The sequence below is a fragment of the Longimicrobium sp. genome (assembly GCA_036387335.1).
In the GTDB taxonomy this organism is placed as follows: domain Bacteria; phylum Gemmatimonadota; class Gemmatimonadetes; order Longimicrobiales; family Longimicrobiaceae; genus Longimicrobium.
Genome location: DASVTZ010000211.1, coordinates 1 through 16,492 on the forward strand (window position 1 = coordinate 1; position 16,492 = coordinate 16,492).

General features: G+C 70.7%; 19 protein-coding genes. 10 read left to right on the forward strand and 9 right to left on the reverse strand.

The annotated features are described in order from the left end of the window. Positions 1–61 precede the first annotated feature (61 nt). The 5 genes from VF647_21380 (at position 62) to VF647_21400 (ending at position 5,525) form a co-directional block, all read left to right on the forward strand. A complete protein-coding gene (locus tag VF647_21380) occupies positions 62–427 on the forward strand; it encodes a four helix bundle protein (GenBank protein ID HEX8454646.1) in 366 nt (121 codons plus the stop codon). Next, a complete protein-coding gene (locus VF647_21385) occupies positions 367–1,452 on the forward strand; it encodes a pyruvate dehydrogenase complex E1 component subunit beta (protein HEX8454647.1) in 1,086 nt (361 codons plus the stop codon). Before VF647_21380 ends, VF647_21385 begins: the two co-directional genes overlap by 61 nt. A 99-nt stretch (positions 1,453–1,551) precedes the next feature. After that, a complete protein-coding gene (locus tag VF647_21390; GenBank protein ID HEX8454648.1) occupies positions 1,552–2,874 on the forward strand; it encodes a pyruvate dehydrogenase complex dihydrolipoamide acetyltransferase in 1,323 nt (440 codons plus the stop codon). A 309-nt stretch (positions 2,875–3,183) separates the two neighbouring features. After that, positions 3,184–4,323, forward strand: coding sequence for a PPC domain-containing protein (locus VF647_21395; GenBank protein HEX8454649.1), 1,140 nt, complete (start codon positions 3,184–3,186; stop codon positions 4,321–4,323). A gap of 59 nt (positions 4,324–4,382) precedes the next feature. Continuing rightward, positions 4,383–5,525 carry a hypothetical protein gene (locus VF647_21400; protein HEX8454650.1) on the forward strand — a complete coding sequence of 381 codons (1,143 nt, stop codon included), beginning with the start codon at positions 4,383–4,385 and terminating at the stop codon, positions 5,523–5,525. A gap of 81 nt (positions 5,526–5,606) precedes the next feature. Here the strand turns inward: VF647_21400 and VF647_21405 are convergent, their stop codons facing one another. From VF647_21405 to VF647_21435, 7 genes are all read right to left on the reverse strand, one after another. Beyond that, positions 5,607–6,539, reverse strand: a complete 933-nt coding sequence (locus tag VF647_21405) for a hypothetical protein (protein HEX8454651.1) — start codon at positions 6,537–6,539, stop codon at positions 5,607–5,609. Next, positions 6,536–7,033: a sigma-70 family RNA polymerase sigma factor gene (locus VF647_21410; protein HEX8454652.1), complete on the reverse strand. Its 498-nt coding sequence runs from the start codon at positions 7,031–7,033 to the stop codon at positions 6,536–6,538. Before VF647_21410 ends, VF647_21405 begins: the two co-directional genes overlap by 4 nt. 369 nt (positions 7,034–7,402) lie before the next feature. After that, entirely contained in the window at positions 7,403–8,095 is a 693-nt protein-coding gene (gene nfi, locus VF647_21415; protein ID HEX8454653.1) for a deoxyribonuclease V, read from the reverse strand. A 120-nt stretch (positions 8,096–8,215) separates the two neighbouring features. Continuing rightward, entirely contained in the window at positions 8,216–8,860 is a 645-nt protein-coding gene (locus VF647_21420) for a hypothetical protein (protein HEX8454654.1), read from the reverse strand. Positions 8,861–8,923: 63 nt separating this feature from the next. Further along, on the reverse strand, positions 8,924–9,379 hold the full coding sequence (locus VF647_21425; protein ID HEX8454655.1) for a VTT domain-containing protein: 456 nt from the start codon (positions 9,377–9,379) through the stop codon (positions 8,924–8,926). A 31-nt stretch (positions 9,380–9,410) separates the two neighbouring features. After that, complete coding sequence (locus tag VF647_21430; GenBank protein ID HEX8454656.1) at positions 9,411–9,989, reverse strand: M23 family metallopeptidase; 579 nt, start codon at positions 9,987–9,989, stop codon at positions 9,411–9,413. A gap of 56 nt (positions 9,990–10,045) precedes the next feature. After that, on the reverse strand, positions 10,046–11,038 hold the full coding sequence (locus tag VF647_21435) for a serine hydrolase (GenBank protein ID HEX8454657.1): 993 nt from the start codon (positions 11,036–11,038) through the stop codon (positions 10,046–10,048). Positions 11,039–11,325: 287 nt separating this feature from the next. On the opposite strand from VF647_21435, the gene VF647_21440 reads away from it, so the two are divergent. The 5 genes from VF647_21440 to VF647_21460 all read left to right on the forward strand — a co-directional run bounded on the left by VF647_21440 (position 11,326) and on the right by VF647_21460 (position 14,942). After that, entirely contained in the window at positions 11,326–11,883 is a 558-nt protein-coding gene (locus tag VF647_21440; GenBank protein ID HEX8454658.1) for a C40 family peptidase, read from the forward strand. A 140-nt stretch (positions 11,884–12,023) separates the two neighbouring features. Then, the gene (locus VF647_21445; protein HEX8454659.1) at positions 12,024–12,482 is read left to right on the forward strand and encodes a cytidine deaminase; all 459 of its coding nucleotides are present in this window, start codon (positions 12,024–12,026) and stop codon (positions 12,480–12,482) included. Next, positions 12,479–13,789, forward strand: coding sequence for a thymidine phosphorylase (locus VF647_21450; GenBank protein ID HEX8454660.1), 1,311 nt, complete (start codon positions 12,479–12,481; stop codon positions 13,787–13,789). The genes VF647_21445 and VF647_21450 overlap by 4 nt, the downstream gene beginning before the upstream one ends. A gap of 411 nt (positions 13,790–14,200) precedes the next feature. Continuing rightward, positions 14,201–14,404, forward strand: a complete 204-nt coding sequence (locus VF647_21455; protein HEX8454661.1) for a hypothetical protein — start codon at positions 14,201–14,203, stop codon at positions 14,402–14,404. Between the two features lie 22 nt (positions 14,405–14,426). Then, the gene (locus VF647_21460) at positions 14,427–14,942 is read left to right on the forward strand and encodes a hypothetical protein (protein HEX8454662.1); all 516 of its coding nucleotides are present in this window, start codon (positions 14,427–14,429) and stop codon (positions 14,940–14,942) included. A gap of 69 nt (positions 14,943–15,011) precedes the next feature. Here VF647_21460 and VF647_21465 read toward each other — a convergent pair whose 3' ends face one another. Together VF647_21465 and VF647_21470 are read right to left on the reverse strand one after the other, a co-directional pair. Continuing rightward, a complete protein-coding gene (locus VF647_21465; protein ID HEX8454663.1) occupies positions 15,012–15,728 on the reverse strand; it encodes an NYN domain-containing protein in 717 nt (238 codons plus the stop codon). 216 nt (positions 15,729–15,944) lie between these two features. Continuing rightward, entirely contained in the window at positions 15,945–16,298 is a 354-nt protein-coding gene (locus VF647_21470) for an FKBP-type peptidyl-prolyl cis-trans isomerase (GenBank protein ID HEX8454664.1), read from the reverse strand. Between the last annotated feature and the right edge of the window lie 194 nt (positions 16,299–16,492).

Consider the following 16,492-nt stretch of genomic DNA (forward strand, 5'->3'; position numbering starts at 1 on the left):
ACATGAGGAATCGGTGAACTGCAGTGCCAAGTGCCTAGTGCCAAGTGCCTAGTGTGCGCGGATGAAAGTCTCGCGCTTCGAGGAGCTGATCGCGTGGCAGAAGGCTAAGGCGTTGTGTGTGCGGGTTTACCGAGCCACGGCCAAGGGGCAGTTCGCGAAGGACTTCGGCCTGCGTGACCAGATACAGCGGGCTGCGGTGTCCGTGATGTCGAACATCGCGGAGGGATTCGACCGGAATAGTCGTCCCGAGTTCGCGCGCTTTCTGACGTTCGCCCGAGGATCGGCGGGCGAGGTCCGGAGTCAGCTGTACCTGGCGGCAGAACTCGGATATTTGCACCCTGAGGAAGCCGCGGCACTGATCGAAGCGTGCAACGAAGTGACGCGCATCCTTGTCGCGCTACGCAAATCGCTGGACCGCAGTTACTAGGCACTAGGCACTGGGCACTAGGCACTCTAACTGAAGATGAACGAATGGCAGTAATTACTTACCGCGAAGCGCTCAACCAGGCGCTCGCTGAAGAGATGCAGCGCGACCCTGACGTCTTCCTCATGGGCGAGGAAGTCGGGGTGTACAACGGCGCTTACAAGGTATCGAAGGGGTTGCTGGAGCAGTTCGGGGAGCTGCGCGTGGTGGATACGCCGATCACGGAGCTCGGGTTCGCGGGGCTGGGGGTGGGCGCGGCGATGACGGGGATCAGGCCGGTGATCGAGTTCATGACGTGGAACTTCGCGATCCTGGCGTTCGACCAGATCTTTAACGCCGCCAGCAAGATGCGCAGCATGAGCGGCGGCCAGTTCAACATCCCCATCACCTTCCGCGGGCCGAGCGGCGCGGCGCTGCAGCTGGGCGCGCAGCACTCGCAGGCGCTGGAGTCGCAGGTGGCGCACTATCCGGGGGTCAAGGTGGTGGTGCCCGGCACCCCGGCGGACGCCAAGGGGCTGCTCAAGGCCGCCATCCGCGACGACGACCCGGTGTGCGTCTTCGAGGGGGAGATGCTGTACAACATCAAGGGCGAGGTGCCCGAGGATGACGACTTCATCATCCCGCTGGGCGTGGCGGACCTGAAGCGCGAGGGGAGCGACGTCTCCATCATCACGCACGGCAAGATGATCCACGTGGCGCTCCAGGCGGCCGCGCAGCTCGAAAAGGATGGCATCCAGGCCGACGTGCTGGACCTCCGCTCGCTGCGCCCGCTGGACACCGAGTCGATCATGCGCACCGTCGCCAAGACGAACCGCGTGGTGCTGCTGGAGGAAGGGTGGCCGTTCGGCGGCATCACGACCACGGTGGCCGCGCTAATCCAGGAAGAGGCCTTCGACGAGCTGGACGCCCCCATCCTCCGCGTGACGCAGGCCGACGTGCCGATGCCGTACGCCAAGGCGATGGAGCGCGCCGCCAAGCCGAGCGCGGAGATGGTGGTGGAGAAGGTGAACCGGGTGCTGTACAGATAAAGAAGTTCCAAGTGCCCAGTGCCAAGTGCCTAGTAACCTCGGGCGCATCTACTAGGCACTTGGCACTGGGCACTAGGCACTTATCAACGGAAGCTCGCAATGGCCACGAAAGTCTACATGGAAGCCCTCTCCCCCACGATGGAGGAGGGGCGGATCAGCACCTGGCTCAAGAACGAGGGCGACGAGGTCAAGGAAGGCGACGTCCTCGCCGAGGTCGAGACCGACAAGGCCACGATGGAGCTGGTGGCGCGCGGCTCCGGCGTCCTGCGCAAGCGCATGATCGGCGACGGCGACACAGCCAACGTCGGCGTGGTGATCGCCGTCATCGGCGCGGCGGACGAGGACGTCTCTGCCCTCACCGGCGGCGGCGATGCGCCGGCGGCACCCGCCAAGGCTCCCGAAGCCGCCGCGCCCGCGCCGGCCGCTCCAGAGCCCGCGCCTCAGCAGGCGGAAGAGGCTCCGGCTCAGCCAGCAGCTCCCGCCGCGGAGGCCGAGAGCGCCGCGCCCGCGGGCGGCGATGGGCGGGTGAAGGCGTCGCCGCTGGCCCGGCGCATGGCGGCCGACGCGGGGGTGGACGTCGGCTCGATGCGCGGCAGCGGGCCCGGCGGCCGCATCGTCCGGCGCGACGTGGAGGCGGCGATGCAGGCGGGCGGTGCGCAGCAGCAGCCCGCACAGCCGCAGGCCGCGGCTCCCGCGCCGCAGCCCCAGGCGGCCGCTCCGGCTCCGCAGGCGGCGGGCGGGCGCGACGTGCCGGTGTCGCAGATGCGGAAGGCCATCGCCAAGCGCCTTTCCATGTCCAGCGGCCCCGTCCCGCACTTCTACCTCACCGTCGAGATCGACATGGGCGAGGCGGTGAAGATGAGGGCGCGCATCAACGAGCGCTTCGCCGCCGACGGGGTCAAGGTCTCGCCGAACGACCTGGTGATCCGCGCGGTCGCCGGGGCGCTGCGCAGGCACCCGTGGGTCAACGCGTCGTGGCAGGGCGACACCATCCGCATGAACGACCGCGTCAACATCGGCGTGGCGGTGGCGGTGGAGGAGGGGCTCATCACCCCCGTGATCTTTGACGCGGACCGCAAGGGCGTGACGGAGATCAGCCGAGAGGTGAAGGAGCTTGCCGGGCGCGCCCGCGAGAAGAAGCTGAAGCCGGAGGAGTACACCGGCTCCACCTTTTCCATCAGCAACCTGGGGATGTTCGGGATCGAGGAGTTCACCGCAGTGCTCAACCCGCCGGAGGCCGCGATCCTGGCCATCGGCGCCTCGGTGGACAAGGTGGTGGCGGTCGACGGCGAGATGCAGATCCGCCCGCGGATGCGCGTCACCCTCACCTGCGACCACCGCGTCATCGACGGGGCCACCGGCGCGGAGTTCCTCCGCACCTTCAAGAGCTACCTCGAAGACCCCATGCTGATGATCGCCTAGCCCGCATCACCCGCACATCCACCACGCCCCGGACAGCCTCCGCCGTCCGGGGCGTCGTGCATCCTGCCACGCCCCCCCGTAGGGGCCGCCCCACGTGGCTGCCCGTGCCCGCCATTGCTCCCGCACCCCGCCGTGAGCACCGAACATTGGCGGCGAACGATCCTGCATCAGCCGTCATCGTGCCTCCACCCCTGCAACCGCCGGAGAGAAGCCTTTTCTTTCTTACGCCGCACGCTAGATTGGCGACGGCGCACCCTCCTCACCGGGCACCTCCGCACCGCCCGAGCTCACCACCACATCCCGATCGCGATGCTCAGAACTTCGTTGCTGGCAGCAGGGGCCGTCCTGGCCTTCGCGCTTCCGCTGCACGCCCAGGTCCCCATCCGCGTCGGGCAGACGGTGCGCGGAGAGCTCTCCGCCACCGACCCCAAGGCGGACGACGACTCGCACTACGACCTCTACACCTTTCGCGCCCGCCAGGGTGAGCGCGTGACCTTTACCCTGCGCTCCTCCGCGTTCGACGCCTACCTGGCGGTCGGGCGCATGGAGGGCGGCGAGTTCGACCAGATCGAGAGCGACGACGACGGGGCCGGCGGCACCGATGCGCGCGTCACCATCACCTTTTCGGAAGCTGGGGACTACGTCGTCCGCGCCAACTCGCTCGGCGCGGGGGAGACGGGCGCGTACACCCTGATGGCCGAAGCGGGGGGCGAGGAGGAGGACGACGAGGACGAGAGCACCCCGGCAGCCGTCGCCGCGCCGATCCGCATGGGGCAGACGGTGAGCGGAGCGCTGGCGGCATCCGACCCCAAGATGGGCGACGGATCGTACTTCGACCACTTCAGCTTCACCGGCCGCCGCGGCGATCGGGTGGAAGTGGTGATGCGCTCCACCGCCTTCGACTCGCACCTGTCGGTGGGGCAGCTCAACGGCACCGAGCTGAACGTCCTGGAATCGGACGACGACGGCGCGGGCGGAAACGATGCGCGCGTGCGCCTGACCCTGCCGGAGGACGGCCAGTACGTCATCCGCGCCAACTCCGTGGAGGGCGGCGAGACGGGCGCGTACACCATCGCCCTGCGCCCCTTCACGCCGCCGCCGGCCCCGCGGCCACAGGCGATCCGCGCGGGCCAGACCGTCAGCGGCCAGCTCTCCGACAGCGACGCGCAGGCGGACGACGACTCCTACTACGACGCCTTCGTGTACGAGGGCCGCGCGGGCGAGAAGCTGCGCATCACCATGCGCTCGCCGGACTTCGACGCCTTCCTCTCCATCGGCCAGGGGACGGGGGAGGCCTTCGAGTCGATCCAGACCGACGACGACGAGGGCGGCGGCACCGACGCGAAGATCGAGATCACCCTTCCGCGCACCGGCACGTACGTGATCCGCGCGAACACCCTCGGCGGCGGCGAAACGGGGGCGTACACCCTGATCGTCGAGCGGCTGTGATCCTTTCCCGACCGGCGGCTCCCAAGGCCGCCACCCACTTCCCCCGGAACGAGAAGACGATGAACGCGATTCGACGTGGCGCCGTGGCGGCGCTCCTCCTGGCGGGCGCGGCGGCTCCCGCCGTGGCGCAGGCCAATCACCCCGCCATCCGCCCGGGGCAGACGGTCAACGGGACGCTCTCCGAGTCCGATCCCACCCCCACCGAGCGGGGCCGCTTCAAGGTGTACCGCTTCGAGGCCGCCGCGGGGCGCCCGTACGTCATCGTCATGCGCTCCAAGGATTTCGACGCGTACCTGCGCGTGGCGCGCAACGTGGGCGGCATCACCGACGTCCTCAAGGAAGACGACGATCACGGCGGCGACACCGACGCGCGCATCCGCTTCACCCCCAAGGACGCCGGCACCTACCTGCTGGTAGCGCAGTCGCTGGACCCGGAGAAGACGGGCGCCTTCACGCTCAGCCTGGCGGACGCGCCGCGCGTCTCCACCGGCGCGCCGCGCCCCATCCGCGTCGGCGAGACGGTGACGGGCTCGCTCTCCGAGACCGACGCGATCCTGGAGGACGACGACACCTTCTACGACAGCTACATCCTCACCGGCCGCCCCGGACAGCGCCTGTCGATCGAGATGAAGTCCGACTCGTTCGACACCTTTCTGAACCTGGGGCGGATGACGGGCGGCGAGTTCGTCTCCAAGTCCACGGACGACGACGGCGCGGGGGAGGGCACCAACTCGCGGATGCGGGTGACGCTGGACGAGGAGGGCGAGTACGTGCTGCGCGCCAACTCGGTGGGGAGCGCCACCGGGCCGTACACGCTGATGGTTACCGAGCGCCCGGCGAGCCGCCCCGCCACCCCGCAGGCGCTGCGCCCCGAGACGGACGCAGAGGGCGCGCTGGAGGACGGCGACGCCGAGGCCGACGACGGAGCGCTGTACGACTACTGGAGCTTCCGCGGCCGCAAGGACGAGCCGGTGACCTTCACCCTGTCGTCCGACGCGTTCGACACGGTGGTGGCGGTGGGGCGGCTGGTGAACGGCCGCTTCGAGGAGATCTCCAGCAACGACGACGGCCCGGACGGCACCAACTCGCACCTGGAAGTCACCCTCCCGGAGGACGGCGACTACGTGGTGCGCGCCAGCTCTCTGGGCGCGGGCGGCGTCGGCGCGTACAAGCTGCGGATGAGTAGCGCGCGCAACCGGTAGGGGGCCCCACCCCCAGCGTCGCTCCGCGACGCATCCCCCTCCCCCGATACTGCCCGGGGGAGGGGGATTTTGCATGCGTGGCTAGTTCTGCTCTTTGTCCGCGGAGGATGGCTCGGCGGTCGCCTGCAGGGGGATCGTCCAGATCCAGTCGGTCTTGGACTTGGAAATACCGATCACCGACTCAGGCCCGTCGCCCACCTGCACGCGCAGCGAGCGGAAATACACGGGGATGGTGAGCATGTAGTGCGCGCGGGAGCTCGGGCGGTTCCGCACGCGGACGCCGCCCTCCACCGCCACGATCCGCTCGCCGCGATGCCCGCTGGTGACCTGCGCGGTGGCATCCTCCACGTCGCGCAGCCAGACCGTGGCCGTGCCGCCGCGCTGCAGCGTCTCGAAGCGGATCGTCACCTCCGGACCGTCGGGGGTGAACTTCACCGGCGCGGTGGCCCCCGGCGCTACGGTCCTGCGGGGCTGCACCTGCACGCGCTGCCGCGGCGTGGCGTCCGGGCGCTGGGTGCGTACGGCCTCCACGGCCGGCGGGGCGGCGGCGGCCACCGGCGGGGGCGGCTCGTCGCCATCCAGCATGCGCAGGACGCCCGCCAGCAGCGGTCCCGGCTTGTCGCCCGCCACCGCCTCCACGCGGTCGGAGACCCAGGCGCGGCCGGGCTGCGTCGTCATCGCCCCCAGCAGCCCGAGCATGAAGAGGGCGGCCGCGCGCAGCAGCACCCTGCCGCTGAGCGGGCCGGTGGCCGAGCTGCGCAGGCGGGCGCGGTCCATGGCGGCCAGCGCCACGGCCCGCTTTCCGGAGTCGGGGAGCTGCACCGGCAGCTCGCCGATCAGCGCGCTGACGGTGGCGGAGCGCCGCTCCAGCTCGGCGAGCTGGGCGGAGCAGGCGGCGCACTGCCCCAGGTGGTGCCGCGCGTGCCGAAGCGCGTCGCGGTCGAGCTGCCGGTCCAGGTATCGAAGCAGGTCCGTCTCACCCAGATGGGTGCGCGGACCGATCACAAAGCTCATCGAAGGCTCTCGGTTGAGGGAGAGAGCTCCGCGGAAAGTTTCTTGAGCGCCCGTGCCAGCATGGTTCCCACCGACCCGGTGGTGGTCCCCACCGCGTCTGCGATCTCGTGATGCGCGAAGCCTTCCTCGCGCATCAGCAGCACGGTGCGCTCCTTCCACGAAAGGCGGTCCAGCGCGGCCCTCACCAGGCGCCGCCGTTCCTCACTCTCGGTAGCCGCGTCCGGCGCGGGGCCCATGTCGCCCACGGGCGCCCTCTCGGGCGTCGCGCGGAGCAGCGTGAGCCAGCGCGCACGGGCGCGGGCGGTGTCGCGTACCACGTTGGTGGCCACCGCGTACAGCCAGGCCCGCACGTGGCGGTCCTGCGGCGGCCGCTCCACCAGGCGTACGAACGCTTCCTGCGCCGCGTCCGCCGCCAGGTCCGGGTCGCCGGTCAGGCGCACCAGGTAGCGGTACAGCCCGTCGTAGTGCTCCAGGAAGAGCTTCGTGGGATTCAACGGCTCTTCCTCGTCGTACATCGGAGGCAAGATGGCTACGGGCTCTGAATTGTCGGGGTGGAACGCGCCGGGCCGGCGGATTCTGACCGGAGCTGCGGCAGGAAGGGTGCCGGGAAGGATATTGCGCGGGGGCGGGGGGGCGGAAGGGAGTGCATTAGTGCGTGAGTGCGGCGGGCCCCCTCCCCCCGGCCGCCTCCCCCGCCCGCGGGGGCGCAGGGCGAGGGCGGGGGACAACACCGTGTGCGTTGCGCGATGCCCGTACGGGCGCGCACCGCAAACTGCGCCCATGCCAGACCGCTTCAGCGGTCTTCGCGTAGTTCCAGCCGGGGGATTTATCCCCCGGCGGTGCGGGCGCCGGCCCTGCCCTGCCTACCCCTTGTCCCCCCGCCTTATCGCGTTGACCAAACGATGGCTGCGGCGGGTGGTCTCCGGCTCGCGGTACTTGGGGGAGACGGAGAGGACGACGCGAACGGCCGTCTCGATGTCCATGAGGTGGCCGGGGGAGACGTACACGGGCTTGACGCCGTCGCGCGTGCGCAGGGCCACGCCGACGGTCTCGCCCTGGTGCACGAGCGGGGCGGTGGATCCGCGCGCCCACCCCGGCTCGTCGTGCTCGCCCACCAGGATCGATTTCGCGCAGCCGATGGTGGGGACGTCCCACAGCAGCCCGCCGTGGCAGGCGATGCCGAAGCGGCGCGGGTGCGCGAGCCCCTGCCCATCGAAGATCACGACATCCGGCTTCGTCCGCAGCTTGCGGAACGCGTCGTCGAGCGGGGGAAGCTCGCGGAAGGAGAGGTAGCCCGGGATGTACGGCATCTGCAGCGTGGCGGCGCAGCTCGCTTCCTCCAATGTTTCGAGCGTGGCGGCGTCCAGCGTCACGATACCCGCGTAGCCGCGCTTCGCGAACTTCTCCATCGACACGTCCGCGCCGGCGATGGTGCGCGGGCGGAAGTCCGGCGGGGCGCGCAGCACGATGCGCTCGCGCAGGTCGAGCTGCAGCTCGCGCGCTTCGGCTACCGTGAGGCCCCAGCCGTGGCCGAGCGGGTTCGCGGAATCGGTCATGAGCGTCGACACCTCAAGAAAAGCGCCTCACACAGAGCCACAGAGGGGGACGGAAAGCAAAACGGAAAGGCTTTTCTCAGCGCCTTTCCGTTTTCCTCCGTGCTCTCTGTGTGATGCTGTTCAGCCGCGGGCGCGCGCCAGCGTGTGCTCGACGGCCGCGATCCACTCGGGCGGGAAGCGGCTCGCGTCGCACACCCACTCGGTGAGCGAGGGGACGGCGTACTCGATGCCGGAGCGTTCGTCCGCCACGGCGGCCACCAGGAGGCCGCCCATCCCGCGCAGCCGGCGGTTCCATGGCTCGCCGACCGCCGCGTCGAATGCGTCGGTGAGGGCCTGGAAGCGGGCCGGGGGGAAGTGCGCCTCGCGCATGGAGCGCAGCTCGCGGGCGCAGAGCAGGAGGATCGTGTAGCGCCCCGCCGACTCCGGGAGCGCGGCCGAAAGCTCCTCGTGGAGGATGCCCAGGTGGCGCTCCAGCATCCACTGCGGCATCCCGCGCGAGGCGAGGACGCCGCCCAGCCACTTCACCTGCTCGATCGCCACGTCCGGCGTCAGGTCGACCAGGGTGGCGAGCCAGCCGCTGTCGCTCAGCGAAAACTGGCGGCCACGCGTGCCGTAGCGGTGGCCGTAGTACGGGAACTCCGCCCACGAGCGCTGCGCCGCCCGCTTGGCCGCCTTCACCTCGCGCGGGTCGCTGGTGACGACGTGGTTCCCCGCTTCGGGGTTGAGGATGTTCGCTTCGTGGTAGCGGACGTGCTTCGCGATCATCGGTCCCTCCATTTTCGGGTGCCGCCTTCAAGCTGTACGCAGCCGCCCGCGCGCGCAACCGACTCAGCCGAAGATCTGGCTCCACAGGTCGGGGACCATCGCCACCACCGCGAAGTGGATGAAGCGCCCCACCAGGCACGCCACCACGAAGAAGGCGATGTTCATCCGCACCGCGCCCGCCGCGAGCGCCATCACGTACAGCGGCGGCAGGCCCACCAGCGAGCTGCAGAAGAAGACCAGCTTCCCCCACATCGGCCGCGCCTCCAGCTTCGCCTGGGTCGCCTCCAGCCCGCGCTGCACGCGGCCGGCGGGGAGCTTCAGCACGCCGAGCCCCACGTAGTACATCGCGATCTTCCCCACCGTCTGCCCCAGCGTGGCCGCGATCACCAGCGGCAGCACGTACGACTTCGGTGAGAGCGCCACCGCGGAGAGCAGGTAGATCTCCGTGTTGACGAAGGGGACGAGCGAGCCCAGCACGCAGACGGCGAACGTGGTCAGCCAGACGGCTACGAGCGGCATCGCGTGCGGAGCGGTTGGATGCGGAGCGGGCTCACGGCTTCACGAGCAGGGGATACGGGTTCAGGTCCCTTCCCCGCCACCAGCGGTTCGGGTCGGATACGGTGTAGACGGCAAAGTGCAGGTGCGGGTTTCCGGGGGGCGCGTTGCCGGTGTGCCCCACGTACCCGATGACGTCTCCGGCGCGCACCAGGTCGCCCTCCTTGAGGCCGGCTCGGTAGCGCTGGAGGTGCGCGTAGTAGTAGATGGTGCGCCCGTCCGCGTCGCGGTGGTAGAGCGAGGTCCCGCCCAGCGCGTTCGAGGCCCGCTTCACGATCACCCCGCCCGACGCCGCCAGCACCGGCGTGCCGTCCGGCGCAAAGATGTCCACGCCCTTGTGCTTGCGCCCGCCGGAGCGCCCCGCGCCGTAGCTGTCGGCCAGGTCGTGCTCCCGCACCCCCGCCACCGGGATCACCAGCCGCGCGGCGGTGGCCGCCGGCTTCAGCTCCTCGCGCGTCGCCACCCTCACCAGCAGCGTCTTCTCGGTCGCGGCCAGGTAGACGACGAGCCCCAGCAGCAGCGCGACCTCCGCCAGCGCCACGCCGATGGTGGCGCGGCGCAGGGTGATGCGCATGCGCCTCCGCCGCGGCGCGGGCTCCGGAGCCGGTGCGGGCGCGGCGGCGTCCTGGGTCAGCGCGGCAACGGGGGAAGCGGCGCGGCCGGGTTGTAGTGCCGGAACACCTCGCGGCCGATGCGCGCGATCAGGAGGTTGGCGGGATTGTCCGGCATGTACGATTTGTCCTGGTTTTCGCGCGTCATCACGCAGACCGCCACCGGGGCCTCGGCGCCGTACAGGATGCCGCAGTCGCTGCGCGCCTGGTCCACTTCGCCCGTCTTGTGGGCGGCGACGAGGTCCTCGGGGAGCCAGCGCTGCAGCTTGCTGGGGTCCTGGTTGGCGCGCAGCATCCGCAGCGCCAGCGAGTCCATCGCGGGGGACACCGCGCGGCCCTGGTGCAGCAGGGTGAAGAGGCGCGTCGTCTCGTCCGGCGTGGTGACGCCCAGGCCGTACTTCACCGAGCTGTCCATGGCCACCGAGGTGGCGCGGAGAAAGGTCTTCGAGTGGATCTTGGTGTGCGGCAGGCCCAGCGCCTCCATCTTGCTCCACACCGTGCGGATGTTGAGGCGGTCCAGGAGGAGGTTGGTGGCGGTGTTGTCGGAGAGGGTGATCATCAGCCACGCCGCGTCCTCGACCGTGAGGTTGAGGCCGGACGCCATGTACTGCAGCACGCCGGAGCCACCCACCCGGTCGCGCGCGATCATCCCGATGCGCTCGTCCAGCCGGATCGATCCCTTGCTGACCTCGTCCAGCAGCGCCACCAGGATCGCCACCTTGATCAGCGACGCGGACGGGTACGTCTCCCCGCCGCGGATGGAGAGCGTCTCGCCCGTCCTGAGGTTTGCGACGCTGACCCCCGCCACCCCCGCGTAGCCGCGCATCACGCCCTCCAGCGTGCGGCGCAGCGCGGTCGTATCGCCGCTGACGGCGCTCGGAGCCGGGCGTCCCGCGGCGGGCGCGGCGGCGGCGCAGGCCAGCGCGGCGAGCGCCAGCAGGGGTACGGCTGTGCGGAAGAGGCGGCTCATGGCGGATGCGTCGGGATTGGCGGGGATGGTCTTCCGCAACATGGGGCGGGCCGCCCGCGTTGTCCATCAGCGGCCGGCGCGGGGTGGAAACCGCCGAATGCATCGATTTCCGCAAGCCGTTGTAGTGCATCGGCTTAGTGTCTGAGAGCCGAATCGGCGGCGCACGAGGTGGTTGACGAGGCGGGTCGGCGGGGGTATCATGCCCCCCTTCACACCCCGATCGATTCCGCTTCGGCGCCGCCGCGGCCATTCCCCTGACAGGGGGGATGCCACCCGGTGGGATGGTCCCCGCGCCGATCCGCTTTCACCCGCGTTCCCCCACATCAGCCTTGCTTCCAAGCCGCGGCAGCGCACTATTCGCCATTGCCCTGGGTCTCGTGCTGGCCCTTCCCGGCGCCGCACCGGCGCAGGAGAGCTTCCCCAGGCTGCGTGAGTTCCTGCGCGGCGAGAATGCCCCGCGCGGCGAGGCGGATGCGAAGCGCGACTCGGTGGTGGCGCTGGCCCGGCGGCAGCTGGGGGTGCGGTACGTGCTGGGCGGCACCTCGCCCGACCGCGGCTTCGACTGCAGCGGCTTCATGCAATACCTGATGCGCGGCCTGAACGTGCGCCTCCCCCGCACCGCGGCCGAGCAGGCTCGCGTGGGCCAGTCGATCCCGCGCGACGTGAGCCGCATGCTGCCGGGCGACATCCTCACCTTCGGGTACGGCGGGCGCACGACGCACGTGGGGGTGTACATCGGCGGCGGGCGCTTCATCCACGCCAGCACGGGATCGCGCCGCATCGCGGAGGCGCGGCTGGACCGCTCCTCATCGCTGGTGCGCGCCTGGACGGGGGTGCGGCGGATGCTGGGCCGCAGCGACAGCACCGTCGCCGTCGCGAACCGCTGAACCGCGCCTCACACGGAGATACTCTGTGTGAGGCTGTCGTTACGATGCCCGGCCCGCTCCCACGCTCGTGGAAGCGGGCCTTGTGCTATGCGGCGCGGCGCTTGCAACTCCAAGCCGCAAACCCTTCGGAGCGAACGACGTTGACCAATCCGACCGAGAACCCGGCGCTGGACGAGCCGCAGGCGCAGGCGCTGATGGAGAGCGCACGAAGCGCCCGCGGCTTCGCATACGTGCCGTACAGCCGCTTTCCGGTGGGCGCCGCGCTGCTGGCCGACGACGGCACCGTCTTCACCGGGTGCAACGTGGAGAACGCCTCGTACGGCCTCACCAACTGCGCCGAGCGCACCGCGATCTTCAAGGCCGTCTCCGAGGGGCGAACCACCTTCCGCGCCATCGCGGTGGTGGGCCCGCAGGACGACCTCGCCTGCGCGCCGTGCGGAGCATGCCGCCAGGTGCTGTACGAGTTCGGCCCCGAGATGGTGCTGGTGACGCCGGCCGGGCCCAACGACCCGGGAGGCGTGCGCATGACCACGGTCGGGGCCCTCCTCCCCGGCGCATTCGACGGGTCGGATCTCCCCGCGCTCGCGGAGGATGCGTGAGCAGTGGGGCGGTGCCGCTGATCGAGCGGAAGAAGAACGGCGGCGAGCTCTCCCCCGACGAGATCCGCGCGCTCCTGGCCGGCTACCTGGACAGGTCGATCGCCGACTACCAGGTGGCGGCGTGGCTGATGGCCGTCTGCTGGCGCGGGATGACGGAGGGCGAGACGCTGGCGATGACCCAGGCGATGGTCGACACCGGCGCCACGCTAGAGTGGGCGGACCTCGACCGCCCCACCGTCGACAAGCACAGCACCGGCGGCGTGGGCGACAAGACGTCGCTCGTCCTGGTGCCGCTGATGGCGGAGGCGGGCGCGGCCTTCGTGAAGATGTCGGGGCGCGGGCTGGGGCACACGGGCGGCACGCTGGACAAGCTGGAGTCGATCGCCGGCTTCCGCACGGAGCTCGGGCTGGAGGAGATGAGCGCCCAGGTGCGGCGGATCGGGTGCGCGCTCGTGGGCCAGAGCCCCGCCCTCGTCCCCGCTGACGGCGCGCTGTACTCGCTGCGCGACGTCACGGCGACGGTGGATTCGGTGCCACTGATCGCCAGCAGCATCATGTCGAAGAAGCTGGCCGGCGGCGCGGGGACCATCGTGCTGGACGTGAAGTGGGGCTCCGGCGCCTTCATGACCACGCAGGAGGCCGCGCGCGAGCTGGCCGGCGCCCTGGTCCGCATCGGCGAGGGAGCCGGGCGCCGCACGCGCGCCGTCCTCTCCTCCATGCGCGAGCCGCTGGGGCGCGCCGTGGGCAACGCGCTGGAGGTGCGCGAGGCGCTCGAGACCCTCAACGGCGGCGGCCCCGCGGACCTGTGGGCGCTCACCCTGGAGCTCGGCACGCACCTGATGCTCCTCTCCGGCCTTGCATCCTCGGCCGACGAGGCCGTGCGCACCCTCACCGCGCTTCGTGACTCGGGAGCGGCGGCGCGGCGGATGGAGATGCTGGTGGAGGCGCAGGGAGGCGACCCGCGCGTCGTCGCCCGCCCCGACCTCCTCCCCGCCGCCCCCGTCGTGCGCACCGTCGCCGCCGACGCGGACGGATGGGTGGCGGAGGCGGACGCGCGCACCATCGCGGAGGCGGCCCTGCAGCTCGGCGCCGGGCGCCTGCGCAAGGGCGACCCCGTGGATCCCGCGGTCGGCATCGTCGTCCTCGCCCGCGTCGGCGACCGCCTGGCCCCGGGCGCCCCCCTGGCCGAGGTGCACGCCCGCACGGACGCCACCGCCGAGGCCGCCGAAGCCCGTCTCCGCGACGCGTTCCGCCTCTCGCCGGAAGCCGTAGCGGCGCACGCGGAGCCGTACGAGACGGTGGGGTAGGGCCCTCACCCCCCCGGCCCCCCTCTCCCGATAACAGGAGAGGCTGGCGCCTCTGTTATCGAGAGAGGGGGGAGTAGGGGCGCGATTTATCGCGCCCGTGCCTGCCGCTGCTCGGTCGGCCGCCTTTTCGCACGAATCCCGTGGGGGCCGACCTGCGTGTCTGCCCGCCCTCGCCGCCGCACCTCCCCCCGCCCCTTCACACCAGAACCCGTAGGGGCAGCCCCACGTGGCTGCCCGTGCCCGCCCCCGCGACGATGTCAGCGGCCCGCACCGAAACCGTTGTGGTGAATGGCCGGATCCGGTACAGTGCCCCGTCCATCCCTCCCGCAAGACCGCTTCCCCGCTTACCCCGCCGTCCTCATGCACCTCGTTGCCTGTGCCCTGCTCTTCATACTGACCGCGTCCTCAGGCGTGACGGCTTTCGTAAGCATGCTGGTTTCCATCTCGGAGACGGCGCCGGGGACGAGTGCGTGGGCCGTGGTCACACGGTACGCTTTTCTCAGCCGCAAGCACTTCACGGAGCGCGGATGGACGCTGCGCGGGCGCGCGATCCGCTTTCAGCTCCTGACGATGGCGCTGATGGGCGTCCTCTTCCTCACCTGCGCCGAGCTATGAGCGGGCGTCCGATCCGAATCCCATGACACGATTGATCCTCACGATCATCATCGGACTGTGCCTGCGCGGCGGGCTGGCGGCGCAGGGCACCGTCGCGCAGGACATCCGCCTCGTGCCCGATGCGCCCATGCGGGTCACGGCGGAGGGCGGCGTGTGGGTGCGCAGCGAGGCGCGCTTCGTGGCGGTGCGCGGCGACACGCTGGTGGTGGCGCGGCCGGGCGTGGCCGAGGCGGCGCTCCCGCTCGCGAGCGTGCAGGCGGTGCAGGTGATGGCGCGTCCGTCGCGGAGGCGTGCGTACGCGTTGCGAGGGGCGGTGGCGGGGGCGCTGGTGGGGTTCGTCGTGGCCGGGGCGGTGCTGGGGGATGGCTACGACGGAGACGATCCCGGGTTTGGCGTCTTCCTGGCCGCGGGCGCGGGCGCGCCGGTGGGGGCGCTGCTGGGCGCCGGGGCCGGCTACGCGATCGGCGCGCCGCGGTGGGAGGACGTTCGCGTGTGGCCGCAGAGGGTGCGCGTGGGGATGAGTCTCCCGACGCGATAGCGTGTGAGGAGCCAAAAGAAGCGGCACCGGAACGATCCGGTGCCGCTTTCGTTTACCTCATCTTGCCGGTCAGAGTCCCTGCGGCGAGCGCACCGGCCAGGCGTCGGCGGCCGGATCTTCGTCGCGGGGCGGCGGAGAGTAGGGGCGGCGCACGTCCGGCCGATCGTAGACCGGGCGATCGTACGACTGGGTGCGCTCCTGCCGCTCGTAGGGGCGGCGGTCCTCGGGGCTGGCGAGGAGGAAGGTCTGGAGCAGCTCGGGGGTGATGACGGTGCGGTCGTCCGCCTCTTCCCACAGGTCGCGGTGCGGCTGCTGCGGGCCGGTGCCGTGGAAGAGGTGGATCAGCACCCCCTCGTTCTTGGCCGCGCGAATCGCCGGGAGGAAATCGCTGTCGCCGGTGATGAGGATGGCGCGGGACACGCGCTGCTTTACGGCCAGCAGCACCAGGTCCACCCCCAGGTAGATGTCCACCCGCTTTTGCTCGAAGATGGGGCGCTCGCTCTCGCGGTCGGTGCCGCGGTACTCGAGCTTCCCTTCGCGCACTTCGAAGCGGTTCAGGCGGTTGAGGGCGCTGAAGAAGCGCTTCTTCCCTTCCAGCCTCTCCAGCTCCTCCGGCGTCGGCACCGGCGAGACGTAAGGGAGGCAGTGATAGTAGTAGGTTCGCAGGAGGTCGTTGGGCCGTGCCAGCTCGGTGGCCAGCTTGCCGAAGTCGATCCGCGGGGAGCCGCAGTCGCGCGAGACGCGGTCGAAGTAACCGCCGTCCACAAAGATCGCCGCCGCACTCATAATCAATCCTTCAATGGGGATAACGAACCCGCCCGGTGCACGCGGCGGTGAAAAGAAATAGACCCGCGGAGGCGGCCGTCATCATCCGGCGCGCCTCCGCGTCCGATGAATTTGCCACCCCCGCGAGTCGTGTCAAGTTCCATCCCGCCATCGCTTGGGATAGGACAAAATCACTTCAGCGCCCAAACTTACCAGAATCCGCCACGACTCTCGCGGCTAACGGATGCCGATCAGCTCCACGTCGAACACCAGTGTCGCGTTGGGCGGAATGACGGCGCCGGCACCCCGCGCGCCGTACCCGAGCTGCGGCGGAATGACCAGACGCCGCCTGCCGCCTACCTTCATCCCCGCCACGCCTTCGTCCCACCCGCGGATCACGGTGCCCGCGCCGAGGGGAAACTCGAACGGCTTGTTGCGGTCGCGGCTGCTGTCGAACTTGCGGCCGTCGGTGAGCGTGCCGGTATAGTGCACCACCACGTGATCGCCTGCGTGCGCCTCCTGGCCGCTTCCCACCGCCTCGTCGGTGTACTGGAGCCCGGAGGCGGTGGTCGTCATCGCGTCGTCGCTCAACGGAGTCTCTCCTGCTGCTGGTTCTGCATGGACGGCCGCGCGCCGTCCGTGGCGTGTGGGTGAAGGTATGCGGCGGGGGCGGGAGGGGACAGGGGAGCGGGCGTGTGTCCGTCGCGCGCATAGGGACCGCGTGACGGCGGGCACGGGCAGCCACATGGGGCGGCCCCTACGGGATTCGGGTGCGAAAGGGCAGA